Below are 20949 nucleotides of genomic sequence, written 5' to 3' on the forward strand. Positions count from 1 at the left end.
GCGGTGATGCCCGCAGGCATCGGTACTCAACCAGTGGGTGGACTGGCTTAGTACACGTAACGAAGCGCCGTGCGGTCGTTGGCGTTGAAGTAGCGGTTAGCACCCGTGCCGATGCAAGCCAGCATCCAAGAGTTAGGATCTGCGCCGCTGGGCGTGCCGGGGATCAGGACAGCGCCAACGGTGCTAGCTCCTTCGTTGGTGTACTGCCCGCCGCAGCTGTAGCTCCGATCCATGTAGTCGGTGTGGCGGAAACCGATGCAGTGACCGACTTCATGAGCCAAAATAGTAGCCAAGTAGTTTGTATTAGGGCTTGAGCCGATGGCGCCTACGTTTACCTGCACCACGTTGTGAGGATTGCCGCCCGAAGGAAAGCCAGCCGAAGCCAGGTAAGTAGAGCCGCTAGGAGCCGCCGTCATTAAGATGCCATAGTTAGACGATACGCGCTGGAAGCGAATCAACAAACCCTCCGCATTATAGCGACGAATAGCCTCGTCAACGGCAGCTACGTAGGTGCTGGGCAAGCTAGTGGAAACGGCGATGCCAATAGTACGGCCTGAACCTACGCTCACCAGGTTGTTGGTCCGATACTGCTCTTCCTCGCCTACGCGGAGCATTTTGTAATCAGGCTTGCTGTCCAGGTCGGCATCCGTTAGCATGATGTCGCCTTCTACCAAGTAGCCACCTTCTACACGCTGAGCGTTTTGGGTACTGAGGCCTAAACCTTGAATTTTGCTGATGGCTTCCGCCGAAATCTCATTTTTAGCTACCACTTGGTTGCCGTCTTCTTTCTGGCAGGAAGAGAGGGCTACTACCGAGCAGGCAAGCAGGGTAAGCGAAGAGAGGTACTTTTGGATTTTCATACAGAATCGGTTTGGTTTTGGATTGGGGTGGGTGGAAGTAGTGAACGGATGAGGTGAGCGTATGCGGAAAATGTTCTAAAAAAGAGGGGGCCTAACGATTGGGATTATGCATAGAAAATCCCTCCTGGTTTTCGCAGCCGCGAAACAGGCTTGAAAGCAAAAAAACGAGGTGCCCAGATGCCTTGGTAAAGGCAACAGCAGGCGCGAGAAGCAGCCCGACGGTAGCTTAAGCGACGATCGGTGGCAGCTGGTAAACAGAGAAAATGGGCAATGGAACCGCCTGGGGCTTAAAATGAAAGTCGCTCCAGAGGGCTAAATTGAGCTGCAAGCGTATGGGCAAGCAAGCCGAACAAGTAGTGCGTAAACGGGCTGGCCGGACTGAGGCAGTGCGTTTAGCAGAAATAAATTGTAAAGAAGGGCCCATAGCACACCTTTAATCAGACGAGAAGTTTCGCCGGATGGTACTGTTGCCGGAAAGGTGTGGGTGGTAGCGGGGCGGAGGAGAATCAGAATAATCTAATTCTGAGTTGTTGTACGAAGTAAGTATTTTTTGGTGACGTTTGAAGATAAAAAAAGTAAAATACTTTAGTCATGAAACCATATCTGCTTGATAATCTGCAAGATTATTTTTTCGCCTCAGATCATTATTGCCATAACCGCTTTGCTTAACCTCCACATTATTAGTCTGCTGCTGGCAATACAGCCGAGCTCAGCGACCGCTGAGAAAGCGTTATGCTAAGCAAAGTTCTGTGGCGTTTTTCTGCCTTAGCGGACGAGCTATAGAGTGAATTGGCCGGGTAAAGAAAGATCGTCAAGGGCGCAAAGGGAATAAAATATAGCTTTCTAGTGTTAGGCGGCCGTTATTAGAGTAGTGAAGTGCTTCTTGAACGGCCTCAGGGCCTGGTCCGGAAGCGCGCCTGCTAAATGACTATCTTTGTTCATAATGGTTTCCGTGCGGATTTTAATGCCGCCTCACGATATATACTTCAAGCCGTGGCTTGCACTTCTTGTTCCTCCGGTGGAGGCTGTTCTACAACTGCTAAGGGCTGCGGCTCGAAAGGCAGCTGTAGCTCCGGCTGTACCCGCCTCAACGTATTCGACTGGCTTCAGGACGTAGCCCTGCCCAGCGATTTTAAAGAGTTCGACATTGTGGAAATCCGCTTTAAAGGCGGCCGCAAAGAATTCTACCGCAACAAAACCCGCTTGCCGCTGGTCACCGGCGATGCGGTAGTGGTTGAAGCCGCTGGCAACGGCTGGCACTTAGGCCATGTGTCGCTGAAGGGCGAACTGGTGCGTTTGCAAATGCGCAAGAAAAAGGCTGAAGTCGATGCAAAAGACATGCGCAACATCCTGCGCGTAGCTACTGAGCAGGACGAAGAGCGCTGGCAGGCCGTCCGCGACCTCGAAACGGGCACCATGTTTCGGGCCCGCTCGGTAGTAGAGGAATTGCGCCTTAAAATGAAGCTGTCGGATGTGGAGTACCAAGCCGACCGCACGCGCGCCACTTTCTTCTATTCGGCCGAAGACCGCGTCGACTTTCGTGACCTTATCCGCCGCCTCGCCGATGAATTCCGGGTGCGGGTCGATATGCGTCAGATTTCGCTTCGTCATGAGGCCGGTCGCCTAGGAGGCATTGGCTCCTGCGGCCGTGAGCTGTGCTGCTCCACTTGGCTCACCGATTTCAAAAGCGTAAGCACGACGGCCGCTCGCTACCAGAACCTTAGCCTGAACCCAGCCAAGCTCTCGGGCCAGTGCGGCCGTCTCAAGTGCTGTCTCAACTATGAGCTGGATACCTACCTCGATGCTCTGAAGGATATTCCGCAGGTGCAGCGTCCTTTACTTACCGAAAAAGGGGAAGCCTTCCTTCAAAAGACGGACATCTTTAAAAAACGAATGTGGTTTGCCCTACGCGGCGATAATAACTGGATAATGCTGGGCACGGAGCGCGTGCGCGAAATTCAGGACATGAATAAGCGGGGCGAAAAGCCTGAAAGCCTGCTGCCGCCCGTCCGCGAAGAGGAGCGCGCCCCCGAGGTATCGGCCCACGTGGAAGGCAACCTCGACCGCCTCGATGACAAAATTAAAGGCGGAAAGCGTACCAAGCGCCGGAAGAAAAAGGAAGGTGCGGAAGGCATCGTAGCTCCAACTCAGCCTGCCGCCCGCACGGCTGTTTCTAAGTCAAATCCCGAAACCTCAAAAGGTATAGAAGTGCCCGCTGCTACTCCTCCCGACGAAGCTCGTCGGCCTCGGGGAGCGGCGGCTCGCCCTCTCAACCGCCGCAACAACCGCTCTCGGTCGGAAGGTGGGCGAGAAGGCGGACGCTCCGCCGAAGCACGCTCCGAAGGAAAGCGCTCCGATGCGCCCCGCCCCGAAGGCAGCCCTACCCCACGCCCTCCGCGGGGCGAGAATCGCCCCCCACGCGAAGGTGGGAGCCGACCCGTCGGCGACGCAAGTGCCAATGGTTCCAATGGCGCCCGTGAAGCAAGTGCCGGCCGTGAGCAGCGCGAAAATCGTCCGCCACGGCGCGGTGCTCGTCCGCCCCGCCCCGCTGGCGACAACGGTGCCGCTCCTTCTCCTACGCCCTCAGCTTCCTAACGTATGCTGCGTTTATTCCGACTCTGGCCGGTACTTGCCTTATTCGTCTTCACTGCCTGCGATCCTAACCAAGTATTTGAAAAGAACACCGACTTCGACAACTATACCTGGACGGTACAGCAAAAGCCCTCGTTTGAATTTGAGATTCAGGATACGACGCAGCGCTACGATGTGAGCTTCAACGTCCGCAATGCTTCAATGTATGGCTACTATAATCTATATGTGAAGCACCGCTTACTCGGGCCCGATGGCAAGCAGGTTTCTATGCTGCTTCATCAGATGCTGCTTATGGATCCGCAAACTGGTGAGCCCCGCGGCAAAGGTACCGGCGACATCTACGACCATCAGTTTCTGGCCCTGCGCAATCAGCGGTTTAGCCAGCCCGGCACCTACAGAATTGTGCTGGAGCAGTACATGCGCCAAGATCAGCTGCCCGGTATCATGGCCGTGGGCGTACGCGTAGCTAAAGCAAAAGCCGAATAAGGCACGTTGTTAAAAAAGCCCCCCAGCGCCAAGCTGGGGGGCTTTTTTTGGTTTTAAAACTTGGCAAAGCTCTAGGTTACCCTTCAACGCGGAACTAGAGGGAATAAAAAATCCCGTTCCAGCAAGAGCGGGAACGGGATTCAGAGTGCAGCGTTAGCTGTCCGAAAGGACTATTGTACGATGCGCACGTTTACGGCATTCAGGCCTTTTTTGCCTTGCTGAACCTCAAACTCTACGCGGTCAGTATCGCGGACGGGCTGCATGAGGCCGGTAGCGTGAACGAAGATGTCCTCGCCCCCGCCGTCGGGTGTGATGAAGCCAAATCCTTTGGTTTCATTGAAAAATTTTACGATACCGGTGCTCATAAAAAAAAAATGTGGTGAAGAATGGGGTAAAGATAGCGTTAATTCCGGTTTGTAGAAGTGAACCTTCCTCATAACCTATTTAGGAAAGAGAAAAAGCGTATCAAAACCGGATCTTTACTATTAGCAAGGCGTTTAAAACGACCTTAAGCAGGAAAAAAATAATAATTGCTTCAGCTTCAGTAACAAAGAACTCTATGGTAGAAACCAGGTGAGGTGGCACTAAATGCGCTCTACCTTCACTGCGTTCAAGCCTTTCTTGCCTTCTATTATATCAAAAGATACCCGATCGTTCTCGCGAATTTCGTGGATCAGGCCCGTCTGGTGCACGAATATTTCTTGGTTGTCCTCATCCTGAACGATAAAGCCGAAGCCTTTAGACTCATTAAAGAATTTTACTTTGCCCGTTTTCATTGATTAACTGATGCTAAGGTTGGGGTTAAATAATGGCCAAAATTACGGCTATTTTCTTATCTGACTTACTGCTTGAGCTGATAAATACCCGGATATAACCCGATCGAAAAGCTGACTGGGCTCGCGGTAAGTCGTCCCAGTAGTCTGCTAAGGCACTTTTGCGGTAGGTAGCAAGGGGCAAATTTGTTGGCTAGGGTGAGCATCAATGCCAACCAACTCTGTGCTAGGGGGTGCGTATAGTTCTGGTAGTGTATCCCCTGTTTTTGTTCACCTAAACGCCCATCCCATGCAAAACGAACCCATGAACCAGAACGATAAAGCACAAGAGCCGAATACCAACCCAGAAGGCACTGCCCAAGCCAACCGAAGCGGCGCCCCCGGCGACCAGCACACTGCCGCCTCCAGCGAATCGTTGGTTGACTCAGAGATGAGCGTGGGCCGCGGTGCTGTGACTGGTGAGAAAGGAACGGTGGAAAACAAGGAGGCCAACCCCGTGATGATGGGCGAGAACCCTGACCGGGAACGCTTGTCGGGAAACAGGTCAAACTAAAACTGCCAACGGCGCCTGGAGCCCGCGCCCCGCAGCTCCGACCCACGCGCTACCAGAATTTATGGAAAACGAATCGCAAGATCAAAACGCCAAGCTGAACCCCGATGCCGCTAACTCGCTAGCCAACAGCCGTACCCAGCCCGAAACGCCGGGTATGACGGGCCACTCGGCCGCGGTAGGAGATGCCATCCCCAAAAACGCCCCAACAGCTGCCTCCAATCCTGAAAAGATAAACGAACAGCCCGCTATAAGCGTGGAAGCCAACCAGATCAACGATGATTCTTCGGGTGAGATGGTGTATGGTGGGAATTTCGGTAACAGTAAGGAGCCTATTTTCAACGATGCCGACCGCCGCGAAAACCAGCTGAGCGGCCCGGCCCGAGGCGAATTTGGTCCCCAGGATGTGGGCTCCACGCAGGGCGGCTACGGCAACCAATTCCGCGCCGATGAAGTGTACGGCGGAAAGCTAGGAACTCAGCAGTCAACGCGTGGTGGCTATGGTGGAGGACTTCCCAAAAATAATACCGCTCCCACCGACGCTCAGTATTCCAGCGCCCCACAACCCGATCGTCCGGAAGGCAGCACTTTTGGTACCGAGCCCGGCACGCCGCGTACTGGCACCACCGTCGACCCGCACTACGAGAACGATAACGACTCGCCTCGAGTAGGAACCGGCTACAGCGAGGATTACGGCCGCACTTCGCTGGGCGGTGGCGCTGCCTCCTCTACCGCGGGGGCCAACTTGCCCCCCAATCAACGTAACCAAACGGGAGACGAAGAGTATTTGCCTTCTCAGGATGGGCATGATGATGACGGCATAGCTTATCAGCCCGCACCCACCGGCCAGCAACGCAACACAGAGCTTGGTGGCCGCGACGAGCCCGGTCCCAAGGGTGAGCCTGAGCCAAGCGCCGCCGATGGTGGTTCTGCCTCGCGCTCCGGCTACGTAGAGTCGGATGGAGAGCGCAGCCACGGCGGCGACGTAGCCGAAGGTATTGGTTCGGAGGGCGGGTCATATAATGACTCCAATGCCAACAAAAACACCGGCGGCGCCACGGCTGAAGAGTCGAGCCGTGCCGACGACAATAAGGCCCCCGTGCCGCCCCACGCCGGCGAAGAAACGGACTACGGCACTATGCCCCGCCGCAATGCCGGCCGTGACAACGACGAAGATCGTCATTAGCCATTGCCGGCTATACGGCACACAAAAAGCCCCCCAGCTCGTATCTGGGGGGCTTTTTGTGCTTTAAATTCCTGCGCTATTCAGCTGCCCGAAAATGCTGTTTGTAGTCGTGAGCAAACTGCTCGAAGGTGAACGGGGGATGGCCGGTAAGCTCTTGTACGGTCGAGGTAGTAGCGGCCGCATAGCCAGCTTTGGCCATGGCGTGCAACTCCAGTAGGGCGTCGGTCATCCAAGCAGGGAGTTGGGCCATGGCCTGGCGGGCAGCCTCCTCCGGAATATCCACATAGAAAATAGACCGGCCGGTAGCTTGCCTAAGAGCCTGAGCTGCCTCGTGGCCACTAAGTGCGGCCGGGCCAGTGAGCGTGTAAGCCTGGCCTTGGTGCTGACCAATATCAGCCGTGAGAATACTGGCGGCTACGGCGGCAATATCGCGCACGTCGATGTAGGCGATTTTGCCCTCTCCAAGAGGCAGATAGAATTTACCATCTTGTCGGATGGAGTGACCGTATTGCTCTACGAAGTTCTGCATAAAGCCACTTGGGCGTAAGAGGCTGTACGGTAAGCCGCTTTGCTCCAAGTATTTCTCTACTTCGCGATGCCAGCGTCCAAACTGGAGTCCCGGCTCAGCCTCGGCCCCAATCACCGACAACCGCACAATCTGCTGTACGCCCGTCTTCTTGGCGATATCAATGAATTGTTGGCTGATAGCCACCTGATCGTCGGTAACAGGCGTAATCATAAACACCCGGCCCACGCCGGTAAGCGCTACGTGCAGCGTTTCTGGTTTATGAAAATCCATTTCTACCAGCTGCACTCCCGAGGTGATATGGCTGAACCGGTCGCCCTTGATGATGGAGTGCACACCAGCGCGTACCGTTACGCCGCGGTTAGCCAAGGCCAATACTACTTCGGTGCCCACGGTGCCCGTGGCGCCCGTAACAAGAACAGTCTGAGACATTAGGTTAGTCAGTTGAGGATTAGATTCTATTTGAAACATGCGCCGGACTTAGCGCAGCTACCAGCACTTTTTCTTACTTGTTTTCTGAGTGCGTGGCCCGAAAAATCTTGCCTTTTTCATTGCTCATCACAAAGTCCTGGTCATTTACAAAAACCAAGGCTTCGGCCTGACCGGTTTGGGGTAGTGGCAAGCAACTTTTATTGCCGTCGAAAAGCCTACGGCCGGCTACGCGCTCAATCAGGTAAGCGTGGCCATAGCCCAGTAGCGCCACCGTGCGTCCGTCAGGGCTGATGTCGGCGGCCGTAATCCAGGTGTTTATTTGAATACTATCGGCTAGGCGAGCTTTGTATTGACCGGGAGTCGCAGGCAACACGTAATACTTGACCCAGTTGCCCTCACCCCGATTCTTGGTGAACAGGTGGAGGCTATCCTGGTGGTAAAAAAAGGCTTCGCAGTCGAAGTTGCGACCCACTTTTTTGGGCGGAAACTGCCGCTGGTCCGGGTACTCAAATTGAATGGTGTCGATTTGCTTTAGCTCGGGGCCGCCAAGGCGATAAATGGCTAGGTTGCGCCGCTTGTTCTGGTTGTTACCAAAGTCGCCGATATAAAGCTGGCCGTCCTCATCCTGCGCCAGGTCTTCCCAGTCGATGTTTACCAGCGGAGCGAGGTTCAGCTCCTGTAGCCGGTCGCCCTGCGGAGTCACTTTGTATAGCTTGGCCGTATTGCCCCCGTCGCCATGAGTCCAAAGGTCGCCCTCGTCGCCGGCCGTTTCCAGCCCGGAGCTTTCTACCACCTTCTCTTTGTTTATGCGCCCTACTTGCTTTACCGTGTAAGCCTGACTTACCCGCTCGAAGTCGCCGCGGCCGCGGTCGTTGGCGCAGCCGCAGAGCACCGACTGCAAAAAAACGAGAATGGGAAAAATTTTGTCACGTAACACGAAAATCATAAGCAACAGAGTTAGGAAGACGCAAGCCAGCCTCTACGAGCCGGCCGACACCTCCAAGGGTTGACAATCCATACGAAAGCTTGCCATCCATCGGCTAATTCAGCCAAAGAAGCCGGAGCTTTTAAGTAGCTTTCTATTTCTTCCCAAGCCAATAATATTCTTAGTCGATGGTGCGCGTATTCAAGGGGCTTATCGTGGCCTTGCTGCTACTGGTATCAGTGCTGACTCAAGGCCAAAACGTAACGCCCTCATCCCTCACCCCTGACTCAGTGCTGATGCCCAAGAGGGTATCGGGTGCGCCCCGGCTGCGCCTTACGCCTGCTATGTGGCACGTAGCGGTGCCCGTGGCTCTTATCGGTGTAGGCTACGTGGGTGGGCACAGTGAAAACTTTTTGGATGAAGCTAAGGAAGCTATTCAGCATGAAACCCGTGAGGCCTTTCCCCGCTTTCATACCCACCTCGACGATTATTCGCGGCACGCGCCAATTGTAGCCGCTTTTGCTTTGACGGCCGCTGGTGTGCATGGGGCGAGGGGCGTGGTGCCTTTCACGCTCATCTACGGCCTTTCGCATGTGCTAAACGCCACCCTAACCAGCAACCTCAAGCGCCTAAGCCAGGAACGCCGCCCCGATGTGCTCACCGATTTTTCGTCTTTCCCCTCCGCACACACCAGTGAGGCCTTCATGACGGCCACGCTGCTGCACGAGCAATTTGGCAAAACTCATCCCTGGCTAAGTGTGGGGGGCTATTCGGTGGCGGTAGCCACTGGCGCCATGCGTGTGCTCAACAATCGGCACTGGGTGTCCGATGTAATGGCCGGCGCGGCAGTGGGCTTCCTGTCGGCTGAAACGGCCTGGCGCCTATACCCCTTGCTAGCCCGGCAACTACCGGCGCATTGGGGGCAAAAGCTGCTGCTAGTGCCCACTTACACGCCCGGCGGCGCGGTGGGCGCAGCCCTGGCAGTGCGCTTGTAAGCTCCTCAGTCCGATTAAAATAGCTCCTAGCGTTACTCAGAACCGCAGATAAGGCTGAAGCTTTTCAAAAGTTGCGTCGTCGAGAATGCGGATTTTGCGCAAATCAGTGGCCTGCTGATACGGTCCGTGCTGCTGCCGGTAAGCTACCAGCACCCGGCCCAGCCGCAGGCCCACGTAAGGATGCTCTTTCAACTCGGCTAGCGTGGCGCTGTTTACATCGATGGGTGTAGGAGTGAAGCCTGCTGCCACAAAGGTGTACTTGCGGAGGCTGTCCACCAGGTCGGGGGGCAAATTATAGATTTCGCTCAGCTGTTCTTCCCGCGAAAAGCCCCCCAGCCGCGTCCTGAATGCTACTACCCGACTCGAAAGGCCGCGCCCGATACCCCGAATCTGCATGAGCTGGGTGGTATCGGCCGCGTTCAGGTCAAAGGGCACAAGGTTGCTAGGCTTGCGGGGAAATTTGCTGGCCAGAAATGTCGAAGGTCGATCGGGATATTTGGTTTTCGTTGTGGCATAGGCAGCGCGGGCCGGCAGTTCATCGGGCAGCTGCATATAAGGAGCAAGGCGGGCGTACACCGAATCGGCCAAGCCATACGTGCGCCGGATCTGGGCTTTGGCTTTGAATCCCCCAATAACATCGCGGTACTTTATCAGGCGCTGGGCTACATAGTGGGGTAGGCCCCGCGCCTCCCAATCCGTGGCCGATAGGCTGTTGGGGTCGAAGAGAGCAGGCGCAACGCGCTTAACGGGAGGCTGGGGGGCATTTTTGCGCGGATAGCGCGAAGCATATGTGCGGGGCTGACGGGCCGCAGCCAGCTCGGCGGCTAGCTGATCGAGGTGCTGCTGATCGGGTCGCGGGTCGTAGTGAGAAAGCGTCGGGCGGAGCAGGCCCGGTAGCACCAACCACAGCGCGAGTAAGATAAGCAGCACCACAAAGCCGGAGGTCTCACGCCGTGAGAAGCCAAAATGCCGCCGCACCGCGTCGCGCAGGGCGAGGAGCGGAGCTTTGCGCGGACGCTGATATTTAGACACGATTGCTAACTGGATAGGCTAAAAATAGACAGCCGCCCGTTGCATAAATCAAGCCCTAATCCGAGCCATTTCCGCTAAGCCAACACCTAACAAAAGAATTGGCCTGATAATCGAAAAAGCGAGGGTAGTTAAAATTGGCGGAAACCCTGCGAGCACGTATCATTACGTATTCATTCTCGTTCTGCCGCTCACCACCTCCACCTATGTCATCCGTTGCTGTTCGCACCACCGAGTTTTTCGATCAGCTCGCCGCCGCCGTGCAGTCGGTGCGCGACATGGTGGCAAAGCGGTTGCGCCATCTGAGTGAAGATCAACTCAACCGCCGCCCTTCGCCTGATACCTGGAGCGTGGGTCAGTGTTTGGAGCATCTCAACATTGTGGGTGGGCATCACCTGCCTATTATCGTTCGCAAGCTCAAAGCCGCAACTGAGCGCGGCTCCCGGCCCGCCGACACCGTAAAATTTGGGTTTATCGGCCGCCGATTGGTAGAAGGCATGCGCAGACCAGCCAGCCAGAAAGCACTCAAAACGCCCCAGCGCTACGCTCCCAGCGGCAACCGCTTGCCACGCACCGTAATAGAAGTATTTGGACGTCAGCTAGATGAGCTGCTGCATCTGATTGAGCAAGCCCGCTCCGTAAATGCCAACCGCGTGCGCATTCCCAACCCGCTTATTCCCCTGCTCCAACTGCGCCTCACCGATGAGTTTGACTTCCTGATTGCTCATATGGAGCGTCATGTAGCTCAAATAAAGCGCGTGTTGGAAGCCACTAAGCGTCCCCAGGACGAGGCGGACGCAAAGCTAGCTGAATAGGAGCTAGTGGTGGTCGTGCTCAGGCGGAGCCGGTAGCTCGGCGGCCGCGCGGGGCAAAAGGGCCGTAGGCACACGCGGATAGTGGTGGTGCACATGGTGAAATGCAAACGATGCCACCACGGGTGTCCATATTTGCGCTATGGCGGCCGCGGCCCGCGCCGCTGGGTTGCGTACGGCCAAGTGGTGCGGAATATAAGACGCCCAAATCGGCATGGTAGCGCTCATAAAGAAGGCCACGCCCCAATAAACTAGCCCAACCAAGGAGCCCGCAAAAATATACAGCCCCACAAAGGCTGCCAGCAAAGCCACCGTATAGCCCGTCTCGACAAGTTGCTTGCGGCGGGTGTGTGGGGCAATTTTCCACGACTCGCGGCGCAAAGTCAGGATGTGGTAAGGGCCTTGCCACAGCACCCGCGAAAACCGCCAATTAGCGGGCGCGCCTTCAGGGTCATCCTCCGTAAGGCAACGGCCATGGTGGCGCAGATGGGTAACCTGCATGGCGTGGCCGCTTTTCAAAATGAGCAAAGCACTCAGCGTTAATACCCGCTCATTAGCAGCTTTCGATAAGCCCAAGGCGTTGTGCATAGCATCGTGCATCTGCACGAAAGCCGCCAAGCATACAGCTATTGCCAGCGGCACCGCCACCCACCACCAGCCTGCTAAAGCCGCGGCTACATATAGGGCTGCCAGTACCCACGGGCGAGCCAATTCAATGCGGCGCTGCTGGTCGGTGAGTTGTAAGTGAGCGGCAATTTTACTCATGTTATTGGATTCGTTGACTAGACTGGGAAGCAGGCAGTTGCAAAAGAATTAGCGCTGTGAATCGCCGTAATTTCTATTCAATCTCGCTTTTCTTTCCAACAGGGCAATGCATATGCCGGAATCCGTTTATGAGCAAATCTGGCCATTAAAGGTGGGAAAACCTGTGTAATGGAACTGCTTTCTGATCGTTTGGACAGTGCATGCGCCTTTTGTATTATCTGTCTTTCATCGAAAGTCTGTTTAGTGATATAGAGTCAGTAAAAAATCTTTTACTGCTTATGGAATTGAAGCGATTTGCGCATCTGGTTTTTGCCAACTTACTCCGCCGCTTTTCCTTATTGTGCTCCTATGCGTCTCCTCGGCTTCTTATCCTTCTTATTACTCGTCGTGTTTAGCCCCACTTCCACCTCGGCGCCCGACCCTAAAAAGTGGCGGCAGATAGATGCGTTTCTAGCCAAAGACCAGACCGAGTCTGCTGCTAAGCTCATTGATGAGATCTACTTGCACGCCCGGCAACGCCAGGATACGCCGGAGTATCTGCGGGCAGTGCTGTATAAGCTGCGCGTGCTAAGAGCCAAAGAGGAAGAATCGGACGAAAAAGCCATTGCCTTGGTGGAGGCGGATTTGAAAACGGCCAAGTTTCCGGCCCGCCCTATTTTGCACAGCCTATTGGCTCAACTCTACGGCACCTATTACGAACAGCACCGCTACCAACTCCACGACCGCACCACCCAAGCCTCTGCCGACTCAGCTGATATTCGCACTTGGGATGCCGCCCGCCTGGGCAGCGCCGTGGTGCGGCACTACCGCGCTTCCCTGGCTGATGAGCCCCAGCGCCAGCAGCAACTCACCCTAAAGGAGCTAGACTACACTGTGCGCCTGGGCGATGCGGAAGGCCAAGCGCGCCGCCCCACGCTCTACGATTTGCTGGCTCACCGGGCGGTGGATAACTTGGGAAACGATGAATTTTACGTTACCAAGCCAGCCCAACAGTTCGAGCTTAGTGATAAAGCTCTGTTTGGCCCTGCCGCCGATTTTGCTCGCCTAAAACTGACCGCGCCCGGTGCCGATTCCTTGAACGGGCAGTTTCATGCCCTGCAGATATTGCAGGCGCTCACCACAATTCGGCTGCCAGATACCAAAAATCTGACGTCCCTGGCCGATGTGGAATTAAAGCGCCTACGCTATGTGCATGAGCACACGGAGCTAGCCGACAACGACGAGCTATACCGCGCTGCTATGGCCCGTAGCGCGGAAACATTCAAAACCCTGCCGATATCAACGGAGTTCTTGGTGGCACAGGCCGAGAATCTGCAGGAAAGTCAGCCAGGCCAGGCACGAGAATTATTGTTAGAAGCAGAAAAACGCTTTCCAAAGTCGCGTGGGGGGCAAAATGCGCTGGCTTTGCGTCGGAGTATCGAGGCGGTGGAAGTAGCTTTTACTACGGAAGATGTAGTGCTGCCAAAGCAACCGTGGCTGCTGAAGCTGGAGGTGCGCAACGCTGCTACGCTCTATGCCAAGGCCTATCGGGTGAGCAACGCCTTAGTCATGCGCCAGCAGGAGCGCCCCGAATCATATTCAAACCAGCCGTTTCAGAAAAAATATGCCCGCGCGCTGGCTACTGCTCCCACCGCCGCCTGGACGTTAAACGTGCCCGGCCCGACTGATTACAAAAGCCACTCCATACAGTATGCCGGTCCGGCGCTGCCGCTGGGTCAGTACTTGATTGTGCTAAGCACGGCGGCCGAAAACCCGACGCAGAAGCGGGCCGGCGTGACGACCGTATTTGCGGAACTGAGCGTGAGTGAGCTAAGCCAGGTTCGGCGAAGCGCCCCTACTCAGGAGGGCCCAGAACTACTGGTATTGCACCGCCAAAGTGGTCAGCCGCTGCTTGGAGTGCAGGTAACGCCCTTTTTTCGATACTTTGACCAACCGAGTCGGGAATATAAGAGCCGTCGGGGAGCGGTACTCACGACCTCAGCCGAAGGCCTGACTCCGGTACCAATAGGCTCCACGACAGGACAGGACACCCAACTCGGCGGCATCCTGCTCACCAAAGGCCCTGATTCGCTGCTGGTACGGGATGGCAACTACTATTTCCCGCGCCGCGGCCGCAACGCTCAGCTCGAGCAACCCCAGCGCCGCACATTTCTCTACACCGACCGCGCCATCTACCGACCCGGTCAAACGCTTTATTTCAAAGGTATCCTGACCGAAAGTACCGCCGGTAAATCTCGCCTGCTAACTCAGTTGCCTATATCGGTGCGGCTGGTAGATGTAAATGCGCAAACCGTGCAGACTTTGCCTTTCACTACTTCCAAGTTTGGCTCTTTCCACGGCTCCATCGTGCTGCCTACGGGCCTATTGAATGGCGAAATGAGCCTGCAAACCGATCATGGCAGCGTCAGCTTTGCGGTGGAAGACTACAAGCGGCCCACTTTCCAGGTTACGTTTGAGCCGGTGCAAGGCACGCCCGTGCTGGGGCAGGAGGTAACGATGCGCGGCAAGGCCACCGCCTACGCCGGCCAGCCCATTGACGGCGCCGCGGTAAGCTACCGCGTCGTGCGCCGCACGCTGTGGCCCATGTTTAGCCGTGGGTTTGGCGGCGGGCGGCCCGAAGTGGAAATCATGAGCGGTACCGTACAAACCGATTCGGTGGGGGGCTTTTTGGTGAAATTCACCGCGAAAGGGGAGGGAAACAGCCAGCAAAAGCGCGGTCCCTGGGAGCCCAGTTACGTGTTTGAAGTAACCGCCGATGTCACCGACGCAGCCGGCGAAACCCGCACGGGTGTGCAGCGGGTGAGCGTGGGCAAGGAAGCACTCACCTTGCGCCTGGAACTGCCAGAGCTACTAAACCGCGAAAAAATGCCCCCCATCCGCCTGTTTAGCACCAACGCTACCGGCGAGCCGATGCCCATTCGTGGCACGCTCCAGCTTTACCGCCTCATGCCCCCGGCCCGCGCGTTGCGCCCCAGAGCCTGGGAACGACCCGAGCGCGAAGCCCTGAGCCCGGACGAGTTCAAGCGCCTGTTTCCGCTGGATGCTTACGCCAAGGAAGACAACGACAGCACCTGGGCCCGCACGCTGGTGCTAACCCAGGAATTTGACACCGAAAAATCGCCGCTCCTGCCGCTGCTGGCCGCGCCACTAGTTCAGCAACCTGCAGGCCGCTACGTGCTGGAAGCTACTGCGACTGTCACCAACAGTCAGCCAGCCAAAACGGAGCAGCGGTTTACCCTGTATGCGCCCTCAGCCAAAACGCTGCCCGTCCCCACGCCTAACTGGTTTGTTACTCTTCAGGACAGCGTGGCACCCGGCCAACCGGCTCGCTTTCTAGTAGGTAGCTCGGAAACTGGTGCGCGCATTTTGCTGGAAGCAGAGGCTAAAGGCGAAACGCTGCGCCGCGAATGGCTCACGCTGGCGGCTGGCGAACAGCGCTTAGTAGAAATTCCGGTGCCGGCAAGCCTCGGCGAAACGCAGATGTACGTGCACACTACCCAAGTGCGCGACAACCGCCTCTATACCCATTCGGCCATGATGCAGATAGCCACGCCACCCGCCCCGCTGGTGCTCAGCATAGCCACCTTCCGCGATAAGCTGCAACCTAGCCAGCGTGAAACCTGGCGCATCACCGTTCAGCAAACGAATGGTAAGCCCGCCGACGCCGAGCTGCTCGCCACGCTCTACGACCAGTCGCTGGACGCATTCCGCCCGCATAGCTTCACGAATCTAGACTTTCCAAAACCTTATTATCCTGCCTTGCTGGCCTGGCAAGGCCGGTTTGAGATGCGGGAATCTGAAGGGCTGATGAACCAGATCGTGTACGGGCCGAATGTGCGCGGCATTGATTATCCGCATATCAATATGTGGGGCTTCGACGGGGAGGATGCGGATCATATTCAGAAAGTCGGAGTCGGTCAGAGAGTAAAATTTACTCCTTTGGTTGTAAAGCGAGACGAAGAAGTTCAGATACATGGTAATACCGACGATATGGCAATGGCAGCTGCGCCACCAGCGGCTATGTCGAAACAGGCGCTTAATGAGGTGGTCGTCGTTGGCTACGAAACGCAGCAGGAAAGACAGCTGACAGGTAGTGTAGCTACCGTTACCCCAAAGCAACCGAACCTTACCGCCGTCCAAGCCCGCAAAGACTTCCGCGAAACGGCCTTCTGGCTGCCCGACCTCCGAACCAACGCCCAAGGCGAAACCGTGCTGGAATTCCAGATGCCCGAAGCCGTAACGCGCTGGCAGCTCCTAGCTCTAGCCCACAACCAGCAGCTGCACAGCGGCCTGCTGCGCCGGGAACTGGTGACGCAAAAGCAGCTTCAAGTGACACCCAATGCTCCGCGCTTCTTCCGCGAAGGCGACCAACTGCGCCTGACCGCCAAGCTCAGCAACCTCACCGACCAGCCCATGCAGGGAACGGCCCAGCTGTTCCTGCTCGATGCCCGCACCCAGCAGCCGCTGGAAGGCACCGTACTTATAAGCGCAGCAAACCTCCCGTTTGACCTCAAGGCCAACCAAAGCAGCGCCCTTGCCTGGAACCTCGCCATTCCCGAAACCGCCGAAGGCCGGGTGCCCTTGGAAGCCATCACCTACCGCGTAGTGGCCCAGACAAATGCACCAAAACAGACCAAGCGCAAAGCCAAAAAAGCCCCCCAGAGTGCCACCTACTCCGATGGGGAAGAAAATACGCTGCCCGTGTTGCCCAACCGCCTGCTCGTCACGGAGAGTCTGCCGCTACCGATAGTGGGACCGGCCACGCGGGAGTTTGAGTTGAAAAAGCTGACCAGCACCACCTCGCCCACGCGCCGCAACTACTCGCTCACGCTGGAGATGACCCAGAATCCGGCCTGGTACGCGGTGCAGGCGCTGCCCTACCTGATGGAGTTCCCCTACGAGTGCTCAGAGCAAATCTTCAGTCGGTTATATGCTAATCTGCTGGCAGCCAAGATTCTGCAAAGTAATCCGCGCTTCAAAACGATGCTAGCGGAATGGAATCGAGCCTCCCAAGCCGGCGACAAAGCCGTGCTGGCTAGCAAGCTAGAGCAAAACCAGGAGCTGAAGAACCTACTGCTGCAAGAAACACCTTGGGTCCGCGACGCCCAGTCGGAGACGGAGCGCATGCGCCGCCTCACGGAACTGTTCGACGAGCCGCGCCTGAAAGCAGAAACCACCCGCTCCCTCACCAAGCTGGCCCAGATGCAAAAGCCTAACGGCGCCTTCCCTTGGTTTGAAAAAATGCCCGATGACCGTTATATCACCCAACTCATAGTGGCGGGGTTTGGCAAGCTAACCAAGCTAGGTGCCTTTGATGCCAGCCAAAACCAGATTGGGGGGCAAATTTTGCGCAACGCCCTGCGTTACCTCGATGAGCAAATGCAGCGCGACTATGACAATCTGCGCAAGCAGCCCAAGATTGACTTAAAGCAAAACCACCTCGCCGATCTGCACATTCAGGCCCTATACGCGCGCAGTTTCTGGCCAAACGAGGCCGTAGCTAAGTCGGTGCAGCCTGCCTACGATTATTACCGCGGGCAAGCCGGCACCTACTGGCCCGCCCAGACGCGCTACCTGCAAGCCCTCACAGCACTAGCCTTGCACCGCGGCAAAACGGCCCCCACGCCCGTGCGCAATATTATGCAAGCCCTCACCGAAAACGCGCTACATTCTCCAGAATTAGGTATGTACTGGAAAGAAGTACGCGGCGGCTACTACTGGCGCGAGGCACCCACTGAAACCCAGGCTACCTTAATTGAGGCCTTCGACGAAGTGCAGAACGACCAGAAGTCGGTGGATGAAATGAAGCTTTGGCTGCTCAAGCAAAAGCAAACACAAAACTGGGAAAGCACCCGCGCCACCGCCGACGCCTGCTACGCCCTGCTGCTGCGCGGCTCCGACTGGCTGCAGCAACCCACCGCGCCTATTCAAGTAACAGTCGACGGCGCGCCTGTCCAACCTACCAATCAGCAGGCCGGCACTGGCTATTTCAAAACGACGTTCGCAGGCGCCTCCATCCAGCCGGCCCAGGGCAAAGTGACTGTGAAAAAGACTGACGCGGGCGTGGCCTGGGGGGCAATTTATTGGCAATACTTCGAGCAGCTGGATAAGATAACGCCTGCTGCCACACCTTTACAGCTAGAGCGTCAGCTATTTCGGGAGCGGCGCACCGCCGGCGGACCAGTACTGGAACCGTTCACGTCCGCTACGCCATTGCGGGTAGGAGAGGTACTCGTAGTGCGCCTGACGCTGCGCACCGACCGTACTCTGGAATACGTGCATCTGAAGGACCAACGGGCCGCCGGGCTGGAGCTGATCAGCCAGGTGTCGGGCTATCGCTACCAGGGAGGTTTGGGCTATTATGAGAGCCCGCGCGACGCGGCGACCAACTTTTTTATGGCACAATTGCTCAAGGGAACTCATGTGTTTGAGTACCGATTGCGGGCGGCTCAAAGCGGCGATTTTTCGGGCGGATTAAGCCAGATCCAGTGCCTTTATGCCCCCGAATTTACGAGCCATTCGGCCGGGCAAAGACTGCAAATCGGGGCTAACTAAGCTCCTTAGTCAGCCAAGTTTTTTCACCCCTAAAAACAGCCTCGACAGCACGGAAACCGCGTTTGCAGGTTGCTAAGGCACATGGCTACTTGTCTGGGCACCATTTAGGCTCTACTTTTGCGTCCTCTTAGCCCATTTTAAAGCTATGTTGATGCGTAAAATATATGTGCTTGCCGGGCTGCTTTTGTGCAGCGCACCGGTGCTTGCCCAAGGCAAGAAAACTACTCAAGTTCCTAAGTCTTCTGGTCACTTTACAGTACCTGTTACGCCTGCTTTGCCGGGTGAGGAAAAGCTCTCCGCTCGGGAGCGCGTCGAGCGGGATCTGCTGATGCCAGTGCGCCGCAAACAAGCTGCCCTGACTCTGCAAGAAGCCAAACAAGCCTCCGCCAACATTACCGCTCAAGGTGTAGCAGCAGCCGAAGCCACCGTTGCGGAGGAAGTTAAAAAAGCCCCCCAGGTACCCGCCACGGAGCCCCACGTTATTTCTACTACATCCCAGTCTCAGCCTAAAGTGGCTCCTGCTGTCAAGCGGAAATCGCCCATCAGCCACAAAAAGTTTCGTCGCCGCAGATAGGAGGTCACCCTCAAAGCCAAAATAGAGAAGGCTGATTAACCTCCGTAGTTACTTAAAACACAAAAAGCCCCCCAGACTAATTCTGGGGGGCTTTTTGTATAGTATGATGGGTCGAAAGATATGCGGAGTTAAATAACTGGCATCAGGCGCACTACTAGCCCATCGAGGCGGGGCGTGATGCGGATCTGGCAGGAAAGGCGGCTGCCTGGACTGAGTACGGGCAGCGTTTCAAGCATGTACATCTCGTCGTCGCTGGGGTCATTGAGAGCCGGGCCAGCCAATACTTCTACGTGGCAGGTGGCGCATAGCGCCATGCCTCCGCAAGTGGCCTGAATGTCGTAGCCGCTGGCCTTGAGTACCTCCATCAGGCTCAGGCTCATGTCGGTAGGAGCCTCTATTTCGCGCCGCTGGCCCGGCGCCTCCTCCACGTACACTCGAACTTCGGTAGCGTCAGTCATCTATTTATTGGTCCTTGAGGGTTGGTCGTCAGTCGTCGCAGCACCAAACTTATCAATTAAAATTGGTGCTCAGCAAATAAATCATCCTCCTGACAAACGAAGGACCTTCTCACATTAGCACGAAGCGTTTGTACGCTTGTCGTTCTTTTGTGAGAAGGTCCTGCTTTGGGTACGCTGTGTCAGGGCTGACAATGAGCCCAAATTACATGGTAGGCACGCCGTTTACAGTTGTGTACTTAAGCACGTACTTCTTATCGGGGAACATGTACTTGTAAGCACCTTGCGCCATGAGCGCCGCTTCGTGAAAGCCGCACAAAATCAGCTTGAGCTTGCCCGGATACGTGTTTATGTCGCCGATGGCAAAAATTCCGGGTACCGAAGTCGAGTAATCGAGGGTATCAACCTGTACCGCGTCGTTGTCTAAACCTAAGTTCCACTCGCCAATAGGGCCAAGCTTAGGTGTGAGGCCAAACAGGGGAATAAAGGCATCCACGGGCAAGCTCTCGGTGGTGCCGTCGTTGGCGGTGATGGTCACGGCCTCCAAGTGGTCGATACCATGTACGTGAGTCACATTGGATGAGAGTACGAGGCGGGCGCGGCCAGCTTCGTGCAGGTTCTTCACCTTCTCGGCCGAGTCGGCGGCGCCGCGAAACGTGGTGCCGCGGTGCACCAGCGTCACCTCTTTGGCAACATCAGCGAGGAAGATCGTCCAGTCGAGGGCCGAGTCGCCACCGCCGGCAATTACAATGCGCTTGTCGCGGAAGGTCTCGGGGTCGCGCACCATGTAGTACACGCCGCGGCCCTGCTCAAAGCGCTCCAGCTCATCAATGGCGGGCTTGCGGGGCTCAAACGAACCCAAGCCGCCAGCAATTGCTACGGCTTTACACAGCACCTCGGTGCCATCGGTGGTAAAAAGCTGAAAGGAGCCATCGTCGAGCTTAGCAAAGCGCTCTACCCGCTCACCTAACGTGAAGGTGGGGTGGAAGGGCTCAATCTGCCGCATTAGGTTGCGCACTAGGTCGCCGGCCAGCACCTCGGGAAAGCCAGGAATATCATAAATGGGCTTCTTAGGATAAATCTCGGTCAATTGACCTCCTACGGCGGGCAGCGCGTCCACCACATGGCAGCGCAACTTCAGCAAACCGGCCTCAAATACTGCAAACAGCCCCACCGGGCCAGCTCCGATTATACAGATATCGGTCGAAATAGTATTCACCATGCAAACAAGAATCAGCGAGAAACAATCAAACGGCCCACGGCCGTCTGAATAACAAACAAAGTCCCGGAATCGTTGGGCCCGCCCTTATTATTGGTGCAGACTGGCTTAGCTCCGAATTTGCCGCCGCAAAGATAAGTTCAACGGGCCGCGTTTTCGGCATTGGGGGGCAAAATGTACGGTAAGCTGGTCGCCAGCACGGCGCAGCCCTTCTT

General features: G+C 56.2%; 17 protein-coding genes. 8 read left to right on the forward strand and 9 right to left on the reverse strand.

Annotation, left to right across the window (positions count from 1 at the left end):
• Positions 1 to 47: 47 nt before the first annotated feature.
• Complete coding sequence (locus ACW9KT_RS04690; protein WP_457078208.1) at positions 48 to 860, reverse strand: M57 family metalloprotease; 813 nt, start codon at positions 858 to 860, stop codon at positions 48 to 50.
• 993 nt (positions 861 to 1853) lie between these two features.
• Between ACW9KT_RS04690 and ricT the strand changes: the two genes are divergently transcribed.
• Both ricT and ACW9KT_RS04700 read left to right on the forward strand, forming a co-directional pair.
• Positions 1854 to 3455, forward strand: coding sequence for a regulatory iron-sulfur-containing complex subunit RicT (gene ricT / locus ACW9KT_RS04695; RefSeq protein ID WP_457078209.1), 1602 nt, complete (start codon positions 1854 to 1856; stop codon positions 3453 to 3455).
• A 3-nt stretch (positions 3456 to 3458) separates the two neighbouring features.
• Positions 3459 to 3938: a gliding motility lipoprotein GldH gene (locus tag ACW9KT_RS04700; RefSeq protein ID WP_457078210.1), complete on the forward strand. Its 480-nt coding sequence runs from the start codon at positions 3459 to 3461 to the stop codon at positions 3936 to 3938.
• Positions 3939 to 4108: 170 nt separating this feature from the next.
• Here the strand turns inward: ACW9KT_RS04700 and ACW9KT_RS04705 are convergent, their stop codons facing one another.
• Both ACW9KT_RS04705 and ACW9KT_RS04710 read right to left on the reverse strand, forming a co-directional pair.
• Positions 4109 to 4303, reverse strand: coding sequence for a cold-shock protein (locus ACW9KT_RS04705; protein ID WP_084446316.1), 195 nt, complete (start codon positions 4301 to 4303; stop codon positions 4109 to 4111).
• 219 nt (positions 4304 to 4522) lie between these two features.
• A complete protein-coding gene (locus tag ACW9KT_RS04710) occupies positions 4523 to 4714 on the reverse strand; it encodes a cold-shock protein (RefSeq protein ID WP_133271788.1) in 192 nt (63 codons plus the stop codon).
• Positions 4715 to 5000: 286 nt separating this feature from the next.
• Here ACW9KT_RS04710 and ACW9KT_RS04715 point away from each other — a divergent pair, with 286 nt between their 5' ends.
• On the forward strand, positions 5001 to 5264 hold the full coding sequence (locus tag ACW9KT_RS04715) for a hypothetical protein (RefSeq protein ID WP_457078211.1): 264 nt from the start codon (positions 5001 to 5003) through the stop codon (positions 5262 to 5264).
• Between the two features lie 61 nt (positions 5265 to 5325).
• Positions 5326 to 6447: a hypothetical protein gene (locus ACW9KT_RS04720; RefSeq protein WP_457078212.1), complete on the forward strand. Its 1122-nt coding sequence runs from the start codon at positions 5326 to 5328 to the stop codon at positions 6445 to 6447.
• Between the two features lie 76 nt (positions 6448 to 6523).
• On the opposite strand, the gene ACW9KT_RS04725 is transcribed toward ACW9KT_RS04720, so the two are convergent.
• Together ACW9KT_RS04725 and ACW9KT_RS04730 are read right to left on the reverse strand one after the other, a co-directional pair.
• Positions 6524 to 7405 (reverse strand): SDR family oxidoreductase, encoded by an 882-nt coding sequence (locus tag ACW9KT_RS04725; RefSeq protein WP_457078213.1) that lies wholly within the window; start codon positions 7403 to 7405, stop codon positions 6524 to 6526.
• Between the two features lie 73 nt (positions 7406 to 7478).
• A complete protein-coding gene (locus tag ACW9KT_RS04730; RefSeq protein ID WP_457078214.1) occupies positions 7479 to 8351 on the reverse strand; it encodes a hypothetical protein in 873 nt (290 codons plus the stop codon).
• 167 nt (positions 8352 to 8518) lie between these two features.
• On the opposite strand from ACW9KT_RS04730, the gene ACW9KT_RS04735 reads away from it, so the two are divergent.
• On the forward strand, positions 8519 to 9325 hold the full coding sequence (locus ACW9KT_RS04735) for a phosphatase PAP2 family protein (RefSeq protein WP_457078215.1): 807 nt from the start codon (positions 8519 to 8521) through the stop codon (positions 9323 to 9325).
• Positions 9326 to 9361: 36 nt separating this feature from the next.
• On the opposite strand, the gene ACW9KT_RS04740 is transcribed toward ACW9KT_RS04735, so the two are convergent.
• On the reverse strand, positions 9362 to 10357 hold the full coding sequence (locus tag ACW9KT_RS04740; RefSeq protein WP_457078216.1) for a ComEA family DNA-binding protein: 996 nt from the start codon (positions 10355 to 10357) through the stop codon (positions 9362 to 9364).
• A 203-nt stretch (positions 10358 to 10560) separates the two neighbouring features.
• Between ACW9KT_RS04740 and ACW9KT_RS04745 the strand changes: the two genes are divergently transcribed.
• Positions 10561 to 11169, forward strand: a complete 609-nt coding sequence (locus ACW9KT_RS04745) for a DinB family protein (RefSeq protein ID WP_457078217.1) — start codon at positions 10561 to 10563, stop codon at positions 11167 to 11169.
• Between the two features lie 3 nt (positions 11170 to 11172).
• On the opposite strand, the gene ACW9KT_RS04750 is transcribed toward ACW9KT_RS04745, so the two are convergent.
• Positions 11173 to 11931: a fatty acid desaturase gene (locus tag ACW9KT_RS04750; protein ID WP_457078218.1), complete on the reverse strand. Its 759-nt coding sequence runs from the start codon at positions 11929 to 11931 to the stop codon at positions 11173 to 11175.
• 348 nt (positions 11932 to 12279) lie between these two features.
• On the opposite strand from ACW9KT_RS04750, the gene ACW9KT_RS04755 reads away from it, so the two are divergent.
• On the forward strand, positions 12280 to 18486 hold the full coding sequence (locus ACW9KT_RS04755) for an alpha-2-macroglobulin family protein (RefSeq protein WP_457078219.1): 6207 nt from the start codon (positions 12280 to 12282) through the stop codon (positions 18484 to 18486).
• Positions 18487 to 18637: 151 nt separating this feature from the next.
• Positions 18638 to 19060, forward strand: a complete 423-nt coding sequence (locus ACW9KT_RS04760) for a hypothetical protein (protein ID WP_457078220.1) — start codon at positions 18638 to 18640, stop codon at positions 19058 to 19060.
• A 128-nt stretch (positions 19061 to 19188) separates the two neighbouring features.
• Here the strand turns inward: ACW9KT_RS04760 and ACW9KT_RS04765 are convergent, their stop codons facing one another.
• Complete coding sequence (locus tag ACW9KT_RS04765; RefSeq protein WP_457078221.1) at positions 19189 to 19518, reverse strand: 2Fe-2S iron-sulfur cluster-binding protein; 330 nt, start codon at positions 19516 to 19518, stop codon at positions 19189 to 19191.
• Between the two features lie 202 nt (positions 19519 to 19720).
• Positions 19721 to 20737, reverse strand: a complete 1017-nt coding sequence (locus ACW9KT_RS04770; protein ID WP_457078222.1) for an NAD(P)/FAD-dependent oxidoreductase — start codon at positions 20735 to 20737, stop codon at positions 19721 to 19723.
• Between the last annotated feature and the right edge of the window lie 212 nt (positions 20738 to 20949).

The organism is Hymenobacter sp. HD11105 (assembly GCF_054051685.1).